The sequence below is a fragment of the Bradyrhizobium sp. USDA 3262 genome (assembly GCF_054060035.1).
In genome coordinates, this window is sequence record NZ_JBSSCT010000001.1 from 8,673,988 (window position 1) to 8,688,102 (window position 14,115).

The 14,115-nt window shown below is 60.8% G+C and carries 10 protein-coding genes; 2 read left to right on the forward strand and 8 right to left on the reverse strand.

Going from position 1 to position 14,115, the window contains the following annotated elements; translation table 11 throughout:
- Positions 1–12 precede the first annotated feature (12 nt).
- Positions 13–1,398 carry an autotransporter strand-loop-strand O-heptosyltransferase gene (locus tag ACVWYP_RS41065; protein WP_304497244.1) on the reverse strand — a complete coding sequence of 462 codons (1,386 nt, stop codon included), beginning with the start codon at positions 1,396–1,398 and terminating at the stop codon, positions 13–15.
- A gap of 68 nt (positions 1,399–1,466) precedes the next feature.
- Here ACVWYP_RS41065 and ACVWYP_RS41070 point away from each other — a divergent pair, with 68 nt between their 5' ends.
- Positions 1,467–2,270 (forward strand): FkbM family methyltransferase, encoded by an 804-nt coding sequence (locus ACVWYP_RS41070; RefSeq protein ID WP_028345427.1) that lies wholly within the window; start codon positions 1,467–1,469, stop codon positions 2,268–2,270.
- Positions 2,271–2,289: 19 nt separating this feature from the next.
- Here the strand turns inward: ACVWYP_RS41070 and ACVWYP_RS41075 are convergent, their stop codons facing one another.
- Both ACVWYP_RS41075 and ACVWYP_RS41080 read right to left on the reverse strand, forming a co-directional pair.
- A complete protein-coding gene (locus ACVWYP_RS41075; RefSeq protein WP_304497245.1) occupies positions 2,290–3,702 on the reverse strand; it encodes an HlyD family type I secretion periplasmic adaptor subunit in 1,413 nt (470 codons plus the stop codon).
- Positions 3,686–5,827 carry a type I secretion system permease/ATPase gene (locus ACVWYP_RS41080; RefSeq protein WP_304497246.1) on the reverse strand — a complete coding sequence of 714 codons (2,142 nt, stop codon included), beginning with the start codon at positions 5,825–5,827 and terminating at the stop codon, positions 3,686–3,688. Before ACVWYP_RS41080 ends, ACVWYP_RS41075 begins: the two co-directional genes overlap by 17 nt.
- Positions 5,828–6,234: 407 nt before the next feature.
- Here ACVWYP_RS41080 and ACVWYP_RS41085 point away from each other — a divergent pair, with 407 nt between their 5' ends.
- The gene (locus tag ACVWYP_RS41085) at positions 6,235–9,555 is read left to right on the forward strand and encodes a hypothetical protein (RefSeq protein WP_456684292.1); all 3,321 of its coding nucleotides are present in this window, start codon (positions 6,235–6,237) and stop codon (positions 9,553–9,555) included.
- Between the two features lie 321 nt (positions 9,556–9,876).
- On the opposite strand, the gene ACVWYP_RS41090 is transcribed toward ACVWYP_RS41085, so the two are convergent.
- The 5 genes from ACVWYP_RS41090 to ACVWYP_RS41110 form a co-directional block, all read right to left on the reverse strand.
- Positions 9,877–10,062 (reverse strand): hypothetical protein, encoded by a 186-nt coding sequence (locus tag ACVWYP_RS41090; protein ID WP_028345431.1) that lies wholly within the window; start codon positions 10,060–10,062, stop codon positions 9,877–9,879.
- A gap of 29 nt (positions 10,063–10,091) precedes the next feature.
- Entirely contained in the window at positions 10,092–11,201 is a 1,110-nt protein-coding gene (locus tag ACVWYP_RS41095; protein WP_304497248.1) for a WD40 repeat domain-containing protein, read from the reverse strand.
- Between the two features lie 8 nt (positions 11,202–11,209).
- The gene (locus tag ACVWYP_RS41100; protein ID WP_304497249.1) at positions 11,210–11,518 is read right to left on the reverse strand and encodes a hypothetical protein; all 309 of its coding nucleotides are present in this window, start codon (positions 11,516–11,518) and stop codon (positions 11,210–11,212) included.
- On the reverse strand, positions 11,515–11,862 hold the full coding sequence (locus tag ACVWYP_RS41105; protein WP_304497250.1) for a hypothetical protein: 348 nt from the start codon (positions 11,860–11,862) through the stop codon (positions 11,515–11,517). Before ACVWYP_RS41105 ends, ACVWYP_RS41100 begins: the two co-directional genes overlap by 4 nt.
- A gap of 111 nt (positions 11,863–11,973) precedes the next feature.
- A complete protein-coding gene (locus ACVWYP_RS41110; protein ID WP_304497251.1) occupies positions 11,974–14,013 on the reverse strand; it encodes a sigma-54-dependent Fis family transcriptional regulator in 2,040 nt (679 codons plus the stop codon).
- Positions 14,014–14,115: the final 102 nt, after the last annotated feature.

Here is a 14,115-nt window from a genome sequence, read left to right on the forward strand (position 1 = left end):
GCTTGAAAATGGCTAAAGCTTAAATCCAGGAATCGTTCTGATCACCGATTTGACGTGATCCACGGTGATCAGCCTTGTGCATTCGAACTGACGCGGCGTCCCCTTGTGGCGGGGACACCAAAAGAAATCCTTGTGGTCGAATCGAACCGCCGGATCGTTCCAGCAGCTGTTGCACGCGTGATAGTTGATGACCCGATAGGGCGTAGCAAATTCATTTGTCGGATGCGTGAATCCCGAGATCATCACGACCGGAGTGCCGGCCGCCCAGGCCAGCCATGAAAGCCCGCTGGAAAGGCCGACGAAAAACGCCGCGTGCTTGAGCAGGTTCGCCCGCTCCTGGATCGGCCGATCACCGGTCCAGTCCTCCGCGCCGTTGGGAATGTGATTCCATACCAGCTCGTGGCCGTGCGTCGGCTTCTGATCGATGCAGATCACGCGATAGCCGGCTTGCGTGAGAAAGCCGGTCAGCTCCCGCCAGCCGGCGGGGTTATTCCAGTATTTGCATTGCGTGGTGCTCTGCACCGCGATGCAGACGTAAGGCTCGGGAAACGGTCTGCGATCATCCGCAAGCGAGATGCGGGGCGCCGTCTCGACCGGATCGACGCCGAGGATGTATCCCGCGGTCCGGTGCAGCCCGACATGGCGGAAGTCGCACGGCTGAAACACGAAGTTCTTGTCGTCGAAGAACAATCCGACGCTGTACGTGGCGTAGTAGCGGTCGGTCTGAATTTCCTCGTGGGTGACGAAGTTGATCTCGGGATACGCATCCCGGAACAGCGGAATCAACTTCTCCGCCATCGCACAGGTCAGCCTGCACCCATGCGCTTCCCCGAACTTCGCCACATAGGGAAACCAGCCGATCGTGTCGCCCAGGGTGCCGATCGGAAGCTGGATCAGGACGTGACGGTCCCTCGCATTGTACTCGTGCGAGAAGACGACATCATCGCCCTGCAGAACCTCGATCCGGAAACGAACGTAGTATCGCTTTGAGCTGTTGACGCGGCCACCCGCAAACTGCGTCTCGAAAAGAAGATTGCCGCACTCGGCGTCGCAAATCCGCACGCGCCAGGGAGTTTCGGCTTCGGGACAAAATACCCGGGCGCCATCATTGAAGTCGAAGCGCAGTCCCTTTGGGCCCACCTGAGTCGGCAGTTCGGCCGCTGCCGGATAGGCACGCTTGGGCGCCTCGGCATCCGGCGCAACGGCTTCCGACTTGGCAGGTACGGCGCTGGTCGAACGATCAACGATTACTTTGGGTTGGTCAGTCACATGGTCAATCGAGCGCTTCAGCCCGATCGCCGGCGCGACGGCAATAGCATTCACGAATATCCCCTGCCCTGAAATATAAATAAGCTTAAAAAGTAGACGGAAGGTAAGCGAGATTGACAACCGCGTCAACGGACGAAAACCTTAGCGAGCACCTCTCCCGGCCGCTTCCACAACGCAGACACAAAGAAACACAAACGATGAGCCGCAACCCCAGTAAGGTCCCATTCGTCATCGCAGCGTCAGCGCACGGCCCGCTGATCGTAAACCGGCTGGACTACCACACGGCGGGCGAGCACACCTTTGGAGTCGGGATCCAAATCCTCGAGCACGGTGCGTTCGACGCCACCGAAATCGAGTTGACGAAGGGCCTTCTTGCACTGCGAAGAACCTATCGGGGCGATGGCGTCGTCGCGATCGACTGCGGGGCAAACATCGGCGTTCACACCATCGAATGGTCCAAGCATATGGACGGCTGGGGCTCGGTCCTCGCCATCGAAGCGCAGGAGCGGGTCTATTATGCGCTTGCCGGCAACATCGCGATCAACAACTGCTTTAATGCGAGAGCCATACACGCAGTTATTTCGTCGGAAACCGGGAAAACCCGGGTGCCGACCTTAAGCCACCAGGAGCCTGCCAGCTTCGGGAGCCTGGAGGTGACGCGACGCCCGGGTACGGAGCAAATCGGCCAGACGATCGATTACTCCGAGACCACCGGCACCGAAACGGCGATGGTCACCCTGGACTCCCTGAAGCTGAGCCGCTGCGATCTGATCAAGATCGACGTCGAAGGGATGGAGTTGAAGGTGCTGGAAGGGGCCGGCGCAACGATCCAACAGCATCGCCCCGTCATCCACGCCGAATTCATCAAGACCGACAAGGCTGAGCTCGTTCGCAGGCTGAACGGCCTTGGATATCGGACGTACGACGCCGGGCAAAACTGCCTTGCGATACACGAATCCGATCCAAGCTTGAGCCACGTGGAATCCCGGACCCCGTCATGACGGGGCGACCTGCCGGCTTTCACCGCTCTCGGAGAGCATCCTGCCGGTAGCGCATGATCGGCGACAGCAAATAGCTCATGACGCTGCGGGCGCCCGTCCGGATTTGGACGGTGACGGCCATCCCTGGCGAAAGACTGATCTCCTTGTCGTCGATGATCATCTTGGTCCGGTCAATCGAGACATGCGCGATATACGCCGGCGCCTGGCCCTTTGGCTCGCTGCCTTCTTCCGTCCCTCCGCCATTCGTCTCGCGGGCAGAGTCCCGCGACCTGTCCCGGGAGACAGAATCGCGCGAGACGCTGACGATCCTGCCGTGCAGCAGGCCGTAACGCGTGAAGTTGAAAGTATCGACCTTGATCTCGGCGTCCTGCCCCGGGTGCACAAAGCCGATGTCGCGGTTCGAAACCATCGCTTCGATTTCAATCTGGCTATCGCTCGGCACCACCACCGCGAGCGTCTGGGCGGGAGTTACGACCCCGCCGACCGTATGCACAGCCAATTGCTGCACCACGCCATCGATGGGCGCCGCAAGCTTCTGAAGGTTTGTCCGGTGCTCGGCCTTGGCCACCTCATCCTTGAGGCTGCCGGCCTTCTGCGTCGCCTTGGCCAGATCATCGTACAAGCGGTGGCGGTATTCCGAGACAAGCTTGGCGCGCGTCTCATCGAGAGCCGCCACGGCTGCATTGGCCTCCTCGAGCTTGCTCCGCTGCACCAGGATGTCCTGCTGCAGCCCAACGAGCTCCTGGAGCTCCGACAAATATTGCAGCTTTGAACCGTACTCCCTGTCGGCCAAGTACTTGCGAACCCCGACCCGCTCCTGCAGCACCGGAAGCAAAGCATCAATCTTCGCGATGCCAGCCTCGATTGTCCTGGTCTCCGCGACCTTCTGGACCCGTTGCCGATCCAGTTCCGACAGCTTGGCGCGCTGCTCCGAATCCTGGCTCCGCAAGAACTCCAGGTGCATTTTAATCAAGGCGGGCGGCGTGTCGTCCGGCGCCCCGTCAAGCGCAGTGGTGTTTCCGTCGAGTGCGGAGCGCGTGCGCGAAATGTCCAGCAATGACGAGAGAAGATCGTTTTTCAGGTGCTGAAGCTCCGCCTGATTGCTCGTCGGATCCAGCTCGATCAGAACCTCGCCCGCTTTGACGGTCTGGCCGTCGCGAACGTGAATGGCCCGGACCACGCCGATTTCGAGCGGCTGAACCAGCTTGACACGATCGCCCGGCACGATCTTTCCCGACGCAGAGGCAACGATGTCGATCTTGCCGAGACCGGCCCACGCGACCGCGCAACAGAACAATGCCGCAATCAAGACGCCGGTAAGTCTGGCCGTCGGAGATGGCGGCGTCTCGACGATTTCGAGGGCTGCCGGCAGGAAAGCCAGTTCGTCCCTCGATTTACCCCCGGCCGGGAGCGCTTCACGAGCCGACTTCATGGATCCCCGCCTGCAACCGGTACAGTGACGCGTATCTTCCGCCTGTGCTGAGCAGCTCCTCGTGGGATCCCTGTTCGACGAGCCGCCCGCGATCGATGGTGATGATTCGATCGGTGCGCCTGACCGCGGACAGACGGTGCGCAATGACAAAGACCGTTCGCCCCTTCACGATCCGGTTCATATTGTCCTGAATGACCCTTTCGCTTTCATAGTCCAGCGAGCTGGTCGCTTCGTCGAAGATCAGGATGCGCGGGTCAGTGATAAGGGCCCGCGCGATCGCGATACGCTGCCGCTGCCCCCCCGACAGGCTGTTGCCGCGCTCGCCTACGACGGTGTCGTAGCCTTCCGGCAGCTCCAGAATGAACTCATGAGCTCCCGCAAGCTGGGCCGCCGCGATCACCTGCTGCATCGGCGCGGCCGGGTCGGCGAGCGCAATGTTTTCCCGTACGCTGCGATTGAACAGCACGTTCTCTTGCAGCACGACGCCGACCTGGCGACGCAACCACGCCGGATCGACCATCGCAAGATCGACCCCATCGACAAGAACCCTGCCCTTTTCCGGGACGTAAAGGCGCTGCACCAGCTTCGTAAAGGTGCTCTTGCCTGAACCGGACGGACCGACGATGCCGACGACCTGGCCGGCGGGAATGTTGATGTTGATGTCGTGCAGCACTTCCGGCCCATCCACACGATATCGGAAGGACACGTGCTCGAGTGTGACCTGGCCCTTGATGGGAGGCGGCACCGCGCGACCGGGATTGAACGTCTGCTCCGCCGGCGTGTTCAGGATATCGCCCAGCCGCGCGACCGAGAGCCTGGCCTGATGGAAGTCCTGCCAGAGCTGAGCCAGCCTCAGAACCGGAGCGCTGACGCGCGAGGAGAACATGTTGAAGGCGATCAGCTCGCCCACCGTGAGGCTACCGTCGATCACCAGCTTGGCCCCGGCGTAAAGGATCACCGCGGTGACGAGCTTGCTCACGAACTGAACCGATTGGCTCGCAACATTCGCCAGGCTGAGCACGCGGAAGCTCGCGGCAACGTACTCGGCAAGCTGCTCCTCCCAACGGCGCTGCATCTGCGGTTCGAGCGCCATAGCCTTGATCGTCTCGACACCCGTCACGCTCTCGACAAGAAAGGCCTGGTTTTCGGCGCCGCGCTCGAATTTGGTGTCCAGCCGCTGACGGAACAGCGGCGTCGCGCCGGCCGAGATACCGACATAGAGCGGGAAGGATCCAAGGACGATCCAGGTCAGGATCGGCGAGTAGACGAACATCACCGCGATGAAAACTGCAGTGAAGAACAGATCGATCACCACCGTCAGGGCGGATCCGGTCAGGAAGTTGCGAATGTTCTCGAGCTCGCGGACCCGCGCAACCGAGTCGCCAACCCGGCGCGCCTGAAAGTAGGCGATCGGAAGCCCGATGAGGTGCCGGAACAGGCGGGCTCCCAGCTCAACGTCGATCCTGTTCGTCACGTGAGAGAACAGGTATGTCCGCAATATGCCGAGGGCCGTCTCAAAAACCGCAATGCCTATCAAACCCACCGCGAGCACATCGAGCGTACTGAGCGTGTGATTAACGAGGACCTTGTCGATCACCACCTGGAAGAACAGCGGCGACACGAGCGCAAACAGCTGCAAGAAAAAGGAGGCGATCAACACCTCCAGGAAATGGTAGCGATATTTATGAATGGCTCCCAGAAACCACGACAAATCAAAGCGACGGGCAAGGTTGACCAATCCCGCCCGGCGGCTCACCAGGATCAGCCGGCCGGCCCACACCGCCTCCAGGTCGGCCCTCGTGATCAACTCCGGGCGCTCTGACAGGGGTGACTGAACGAGGATCTTGTCTGCGCCCACCTTGGCAAGGATCAGATGGCCGCCGTCGCGCAACAGGGCAATGGCAGGAAGCGGGACCTTCTCCAGCCTCAACCAGTTGCTGCTCACCTCGCGGGCCTTGACGCCGGTCGAGCGCGCGTAGCGCAGCATCTCCGGCGTTCCGAACGAGCCATTCCCGAATTGATGACGAATCTGGTCGACATCGGCCGGGATACCGTGAAAACGCAGCAACATCACGAGTGCAACTATCCCGCTGTCTGCTGTGCTGCCGCTCCGCGTTTCAATCATTTCGCGATTAATCTGTTGAGTAGCTGAAATTGACTGCAGTCGAATGAGCCGAGATTGCCGTAAGCGCGCCCTGCCCCTGCCCCTACAACCTCGCCGTCAGTGCAAACTGACTGTTCGCAGCGAACCAAAGAGCAGCAGATGAATATGACAGCCAGAGTACTATGGCTCTCCGGCGAGATGCAATTGGCGTTATGAACGGCGGCGCCGGATTCGCGAACTCGATCATGCCGATCGAGGAACCCTTCGCGGAGTCATTCGAAATCGGACCGAGGTCCGTAGTCTTACGGAGAGCGGCACGGATGCCGCGTCGGCGCCGGCCCCCTTGACGTCTGTTGACTACACCGCGGCAGTCAGTTGAATGTCTACCTATTATGCCCGTGCTACCATAGATTGCGAGTCCGACCGAGATGCCCTGGAATTATTCAGTAACATTGAACGATCCGTCGAACGTCGGCGGATCCGCTGACGCCTCTCTCGTTTACGATCTTGAGCAGGCCCTCAACATTTGGCAGCAATATATCCTGGGCATTGGCACTCTGGTTGTGTCACTCAACATCCTGCCGACCGCCGTCGGCCGTGCCGATGGCGGGCCTACCTCCAGCTACTACATCGGCACAAGCAGCGGGCTCGCCGTGTATGAGCCATCCAGCCAGTACGAGCTGACCACCGGACAGCATGTCCCCGGTACGACCAGCGACATCACCATCAACATCGACCCGGGCTACTTCCAGTACATCGACCTGGATTACGGCCTGACCTACTCCAGTCAGGTCCCTGGAAACGTGATCAATCCGATCGACGTTTTTCTCCACGAGCTCATGCATGGCTTCGGCATGGTGGGCTGGTACAATCAGAGCGGCCAGCTGGCCGGCGCCTACGAATCGACGTTCGACACCCTGATTCAAAAGACCGCATACGGCGCTTACTTTGTCGGTGCCAATGCCGAGGCCGCTTACGGCGGCCCGGTGCCCTTGACCACGAACAGCACCACCCAGAACTACTACCACTTCGGCAACCAGCAATCCGATCTCTACGCCAGCCCCTCGACCGTTCAGGATCCTCTCACGCTGGACCTGATGAACGGGATCGTTTTCTACGGCAATTACCAGTACGCGATCTCCAACCTGGACATCGGAGTTCTGAAGGACCTCGGATACAGCATCCGGACGACACCCATCGTAACGGCTGCCGATCAGACCGCGGCTCGAAATCAGGTTTTTACGGCCTCGTCACTGTTCTCGGTGAACATGGCCGCGGGCGATAGCATCACCCAATATGCCCTGTGGGACAGCAACGGCTACGGTCACTGGACGGTGAACGGAACAGTCCAGGGCACCAACACCGAGATCGACATCAGTGCTTCGCAGCTGGCTCAAACGAATTACCAGGCCGGACCCGGCTCGGACACGCTGTGGATCAGAGCTTTCGACGGCTATTTGTGGAGCGACTGGAAATCCTTCGTGATTTCTCCGGCCGATCGCGCCCCAACGGTCACGGCCACCAACGTGACCGGCACGCACGGGCAGCTCTCGGTGGCTGGATCGGGACTGTTCTCGGCCAGCGACGCGGATGGCGACGGGATCACCCAGTATGCGTTGTGGGACACCGAGGGCCACGGGCATTGGGCCATCAATGGTGTCGCGCAAGCCACCAATGCCGAAATCGACGTCTCGGCCGCCAGCATCTCGCAAGTGAGTTATATGTTCGGCACAGCCTCAGACACGCTCTGGGTCCGGGCATATGATGGATATCTTTGGGGCGCGTGGGTTCGTTTCAACGCCACGCCAGGTCCGGATCTCGCTCCGGTTGTTCACGCATTAAACGTCGCAGCAGTACACGGACAAACGTCGGTCGCGGCCTCGAGTCTGATTACAGCCACCGACCCCGATCTCGATACGATCACCCGATACGCGCTTTGGGACAGCAACGGCAACGGCGCATGGGTCGTGAACGGTGTCGTACAGGCCACCAATACGGAGATCGACCTCACTCCCGCGCAGTTTGCCCAGACGAGCTACCAATTCGGCTCCGCCTCCGACCAGCTCTGGGTCAGGGCTTACGATGGGATTCAGTGGGGGGCATGGGTCCCGTTCATGGCAGTTCCGTACCCGAACCATCCGCCGGTGGTCATCGCAACCGACGTGTCGGCCACACACAACCAGAACATCGCCGCATCGAATCTCTTCAGTGTAACCGACGCCGATTCAGATGCGATCGTCGGCTATCAGGTTTGGGATTCAACGACCGATCCCGCCAGCGGCCATTGGGTGATCGGCGGAGTAGCGCAGGCTTCCAACATAGCCATCAATGTGACGCCCGCTCAATTCACCAACACCTCGTTCCAGACCGGCTCCGGCTCGGATGATCTCTGGGTGCGAGCCAATGACGGTACGACATGGGGAGCCTGGAAAGAGTTCCACGTCAACGCGCCGATCGACCATGCACCTGTGGCGAGCGCGTCGGACGTGACCGCCACCCATGGCCAGACTATCGCGGCGACAAGCCTGTTCACGGTCAGCGACGCCGACAGCGATACCATCACCAACTATCAGTTCTGGGACTCGACCGCCGATCCTGCCAGCGGGCATTTTGTCGTGGGCGGCGTCATACAGCCCACCGGGCAGAACATCGATGTGAGCGCGGCACAACTGGCCAGTACATCATTCCAGAGCGGCTCGGGTTCTGACGACCTCTGGGTGCGGGCCTTTGATGGCATCACATGGAGCAATTGGAAGGAGTTTCACGTCAACGCGCCGATCGACCATGCTCCTGTGGCCAGCGCGTCGGATATGACCGCCACCCATGGCCGGGATATCGCGGCGGCAAGCCTGTTCACGGTCAGCGACGGCGACAGCGATGCGATGACCAACTATCAGTTCTGGGACTCGACCGCCGATCCTGCCAGCGGGCATTTTGTCGTGGGCGGCGTCATACAGCCCACCGGCCAGAACATCGATGTGAGCGCGGCGCAACTGGCCAGTACATCGTTCCAGAGCGGATCGGGTTCTGACGACCTCTGGGTGCGAGCCTTTGATGGCATGACATGGAGCAACTGGAAGGAGTTTCACGTCAATGCCCCGGCCGACAACCTTCCGATTGTCTCGGCCGCCGACTATTCGGCGAGCCACGGCCAGGATATCGCGGCCTCCACGCTGTTCTCGGTCTCCGACGCGGATGCCGACACCATCACGAATTATCAGGTGTGGGATTCGACGGTGGATGCGAGCAGCGGGCACTGGGTGGTCGGGGGAGTCGCCCAAGGCACCAATGCTGCCATCAATGTCACGGCAGCTCAGCTCTCGAGCACAAGCTTTCAAAGCGGCTCGGGTTCGGACGATCTCTGGGTGAGGGCTTACGACGGCTTTGCCTGGGGGGCGTGGAAGGAATTTCACGTCACCGCACCGGTTGACAGCGCTCCCGTCGTGACGGCGTCCGACTTCCACGCGACGGCCAATCAGAGCGTGGCCGCATTGAGCCTGTTTTCAGTCACGGATGCCGACGGCGACAGTATGGCACAGTACCAATTCTGGGATTCGACGCCGTCGGCAAGCAGCGGCCACTGGAGCATTGGCGGGACTGCGCAGCCCACCGGCACCGCCATCAACGTCAGCGCGGCTCAAATTGCCAGCACGACATTCCAGGGCGGCACCGTACCTGACGACCTCTGGGTTCGCGCCAGCGATGGCATCAGCTGGAGTGCGTGGCACGAATTCCATTTCATCGTCTAGGGAGCGGCCCCGCGTTGTGGAAACGCCGCGATCTGCGCCCAATCAGTCGACGACACGAGGCCCGATTGTCCTCCAAAACAAAAATGGCCCGCGAAATGCGGGCCATTTTATCGGAACCGATCGGTCCGGATTTTGGTTGCGGGGGCCTGCAACCATCTCAAATTGCTATGCGAGGCAACGGCTTAGCGTTGCTCCCGAAGGCAAAGGTGGCTAGTTCGGATCGTGTAGGGTGCGCCAAATGAGCTATGCACGCGCTCCAGACACAAAGCTGAGGTTCTTGTCCAGCCCTAACGGGACGCCCGTAATACAGACATCGCACGCTCAGCTTGTCGTTGCCGCACTTCGCTCGAAAGGCTTGTTTTCGGCGATGAACCTTGCGGCCAGCACCAGAGCGCCCATCGAGAACTCCTTTCCGTGCGCGGCGATCATCCGTTCGGAAAGTTCCGCCAGCTCCTTGAAGTACTGATCCTTGCTATCGGCTTCATTGAGCGATCGAGTAGATGTCATGGTTTCCCTCCTGGTGACCACCGGGCCAGCTATTTGAAGATGTGAGAGGGAAACGTGACGATCGCCGCCTCCCCGTTGTCTGTGCCAAATGCAAGATGCTGGCCATCGGGCGACCACCGCAGTGCGTGGATCGCACCCCGCCCAGGTGGCTTGACGACCAGTTCGTCGGCTTCCCCGATCCTGGCGACAACCACCATGCCGTCGCCGTAACCTGCTGCGATCAGCCGACCCTCCGGGTGCATATCCACCGTCTCCACGAGTACGGGTCTGGCACGGCCTGTCGTAAGGCTGGCCGGCCGTTCGCTGTCGTCGCTGAGGCTGGAAATGTCCCATGCGATGATCCGATAGGCCCCGCTCGTAACAAGAATGCGCGAATCCGCGCTCCACGACAGAGATGATGTGCTCCCGGGATAACTGGAAACCCGAACGATCCGAGCATCGGCAAGGCGGACCAGAACGACGCCTGTCCCCACGACGGACACGGCCAACCAGCATCCGTCCGGGCTCCATGCCAGATTGGAGATTGGTCCGAGCTCGAATGAAGCCGCCGGCTCTGGTCGTGCCCCGAAGGCGCGAACGAGCAGACAATTGTCGACTCCGATCGCAAAGCGCCGACGATCCCCTGACACCGCCAATGCCGATGCATTCCCGCCAGCGCGCTCCTGGAGCCAGCCGACATCGTCACTGGAATTGTAAAATATGACCGATCCGCCGGAAGCGGCCAAAATGCCCCCGGCCTGCACCGGAGCGACCAGATCGATTGGGGACCCATGGTCCGCAATCAGGCGCGTGACGCCGGATGTCGACACGCTAAGCAACCGGCTGTGATCACTAGCAACAAAACCTGACGTCCCGATCAAGGCGAGATGAAGCGGAGCATCACTTGCAATGACCTTCATCAACGGAGGCACAGGCTTCCGCCGTGGCGAGATTGTGGCCCGGCCCCCGTCCAGCGCGATGCGACAGCGATCCTGCGGCGGCTCGATATCGGTCAAGGGAGCGATCGCCAGAGCGCCATCGGCAAGCGCAAAGGCGACTCCGTCGCCCGCGAAGGCCGTGCTGGTGACCGGCGTCCCGACCATCCAGTGCCGCCCGAGCAAATCATAAAGCGTGGCAGTCTCTGCTTCCATCGTGTCCATCGAACGTCTCACCTGCCGGCGGCAATCCGCTTGTCAATATCTTCAAGGCGTCGCTCCAGTGCGGCGCATTGAGCGTCGCTTGCTGCCATTCCGGCAGTCACGTTTTCCAGGCGTGTTCGCGCCTCCTCGAGCGCCTTGGCGAGCGTATCCGAGACGCCTGCCGCGGCAATCTCGCGCTCAATCTCCTGAATCTCAAACTCGGCCCCACCGCCAAGTTGAAGGTTGAGAAGGTTGCGCGATTGAGCGGCCGATATCTCCTGAACGACGACCAATCGCTCCTTCAGCACTTCGATCAGGGTCGAAGGAGCGTTACTCATGCGTCCGCCTCGATCTGAGACAGGATCCGCTGCAGGCCTCCGACACCAGATACAAAGTGTTGCTGCGCGTCATTGATGTGAGATTGCAGCGAATCCCACAGATCGACCCTCAGCAACCGCGCTGGATCGCCCGCCATCGTCTCGACGGCCTGAAGGCCGAACCGATGCCGCAAGCCGATTCCCTTCAAAACGAATTCCGAAAGCTCGCGTGCATGGGCTTCGATGAAGGGACGCAATAACGGATGCGCGCCGTACCTGATGCCGCGCTTTGCGAGTTCGACCTCGATGAACACGATGAAATGTCGAACCAGCAGATCCTGGCTTTCGCCGAGCAGCTGCACCACGAAGGTGACGTCGCGGTCCGCGCGCGCAAGGATCTGCGACGCCAGCGCCGCCGCGCTGGCAGGCCCCTCTCCGCCGTTCTGTTCATCCCAGACTGCCGCCATGCCTCGCCCTCAGGTCCGGGAACGGTATTGGTGCAATTTGCGATACAGCGTCGCGCGCGAAAGCCCCAGCTTCTCGGCAGCGGCGGCAATGTTACCGCCAGCATTCGCGACGGCCCGCTCGATGGCGCGGCGTTCCACTTCGTCGAAACGCGCGATTTCGTCGCCTTCCGATCCCGTCGAGCTATGGTCCACCTGCGAGGGCGCCGAGGAGGACTGGGCCGGCACCACTTCCACGAAATCCTCGGGCAAGTCCCTCGGAGCGACGATGCCGGTAATCGTCATCAGCACGAGGTTCTCGACCAGATTGCGCAGCTCGCGAACGTTCCCCGGCCAGTTATAGCGCCGCAGCAACTCCATGGTCGCTGCCTCGAAACGTAGCGGTTGGGTGCTATAGGTCTCCGCGAATTGCCTGTTGAAATGATCGACCAGAATCTCGACGTCGCCCAAGCGCTCGCGAAGTGGCGGGATGGTGAACTTGACGACGCCGATCCGGAAGTACAGGTCCTTGCGAAAACGTCCCTCAGCCACCTCCTGCTTCAGATTCCGATTGGTCGACGCTACGAGCCGGACGTCCACAGGTCTCGCCTTGCTGTCACCAAGCCTGTACACCGCGCGCTCTTCTAGCACACGGAGCAGGTAAGGCTGCAGGTCCATCGGCATCTCGCCGATCTCGTCAAGGCTGAGCACGCCGCCATTGGCAAACTCAAACCGTCCAGGCCTTCCCTCACGCGTAGCACCGGTGTACGCGCCCGGCGCATGCCCGAATAATTCGCCGCCGAGAAGCTCCTTGGACACCGCACCGCAATTGAAGGCAACAAAAGGCTCCTTGCCCGTATTCTGGCTGGCGGCATGAACCAGACGGGCGAACAGTTCCTTGCCGACGCCGGTCTCGCCCTCGAGCAGGACTGCCGTCCGTCCAAGTGCCGCCCGCTCAATCTTCTCGATCGTTTGCAACAATGCGTCACTGCATCCAACAATCGCTTCCTTGGCCGATACAAGGGCGGCGCGGGCTGCTGGCGACATTTGGGATCGGGCAATACTCACGCGCGGCTTCGCCGCAAGCACGAGCATCGCGCCCTTCACCACGCCGTCGACCACCAACGGCTCGATCCGCTGCTCGCGCAGTTCTTCGGGCAGTCCATTGGCAAGGTCTCTCGCCAGAAAGCCCTCGTCGCTTGGGAGAAGCTGGCTGCCGATGCTCAGGTCTTGCGACTGCGCAATCCGTCGGAAGCGAACGGACGCCATGTCGTTGTGGTGAACGACCCTGCCGAACCGGTCGAGAATAACGACTCCGTCAGCACTGCTCATCCCCGGCATCCGGGAAATGCTCGCCTCAAGCAGCCGCATTCGCTCGATGCGGATCTTTTCCGAGAGCGCCAGTTCGATGTGATGGGCCGCGACCACCGCCAAGGCCACGTTGTGCCGGTGAAAGATTGCCTGGGGTCCGGAAAAATCGACGATGCCGATGATGCTACCGTCTATCGGGCTACGAATGGGACTACCGACACAGGTCCATGCCTTGATGCCCTCCGAGAAATGCTCAGCCGCATGGACATGAACCGGCTTTCCTGTGACAAGCGCCGTGCCGATGCCATTGGTCCCGGTGACCGCTTCGCCCCATGCCGCGCCTGCTTCGAGGCGAATATCATGTCCAGCATCGATTGTCCGCCGATCGCCCCCGACCTCAAGTACGACGCCGTTCCTGTCGGTGATGACCACCATCGTGGCCGCGTCACCAAGCACCTCGGCAATGCGGCGGAAAGTCTCGGCGCTCGAACCAAGCAGGTCATCGTTCTTCAGACGCAGCTCATAGAGATCGTCCGGCGAGGCGAGGATATTGCTGCCCTTGCCACGAGCATCGACCCCGGATGTAGCGCTGCGCTGCCACGATTGCTCGATAATGCTTCGTACCGGAGCGTTCTCGCGCCTCAGGTCCCCGAAGGTCAGGAAGTTTTCCCATGCCTTGTTGGTTTCCCGCTCATCGTATGGCCGCCCCTGCTCCGCATCCGGAGCCTTGTAGCCTTGCAGGGAAAACGGCGGCTTGGCCATGAGCGTTTCCGTCAGCATTGGAGCACCATACGTACGTTGGCAAACAGCAACCCGATCGGCAAACACGAACTGAGCCGGATCCCATCAGGATCCCCGCAGGCC

What these genes read in the sequence shown, in the direction of transcription:
- ACVWYP_RS41070 (WP_028345427.1), top strand. Translation starts at nt 1,467, where the DNA reads ATGAGCCGCAACCCCAGTAAGGTCCCATTCGTCATCGCAGCGTCAGCG.
- ACVWYP_RS41075 (WP_304497245.1), bottom strand. Translation starts at nt 3,702, where the DNA reads ATGAAGTCGGCTCGTGAAGCGCTCCCGGCCGGGGGTAAATCGAGGGAC.
- ACVWYP_RS41080 (WP_304497246.1), bottom strand. Translation starts at nt 5,827, where the DNA reads ATGATTGAAACGCGGAGCGGCAGCACAGCAGACAGCGGGATAGTTGCA.
- ACVWYP_RS41085 (WP_456684292.1), top strand. Translation starts at nt 6,235, where the DNA reads ATGCCCTGGAATTATTCAGTAACATTGAACGATCCGTCGAACGTCGGC.
- ACVWYP_RS41090 (WP_028345431.1), bottom strand. Translation starts at nt 10,062, where the DNA reads ATGACATCTACTCGATCGCTCAATGAAGCCGATAGCAAGGATCAGTAC.
- ACVWYP_RS41095 (WP_304497248.1), bottom strand. Translation starts at nt 11,201, where the DNA reads ATGGACACGATGGAAGCAGAGACTGCCACGCTTTATGATTTGCTCGGG.
- ACVWYP_RS41100 (WP_304497249.1), bottom strand. Translation starts at nt 11,518, where the DNA reads ATGAGTAACGCTCCTTCGACCCTGATCGAAGTGCTGAAGGAGCGATTG.
- ACVWYP_RS41110 (WP_304497251.1), bottom strand. Translation starts at nt 14,013, where the DNA reads ATGGCCAAGCCGCCGTTTTCCCTGCAAGGCTACAAGGCTCCGGATGCG.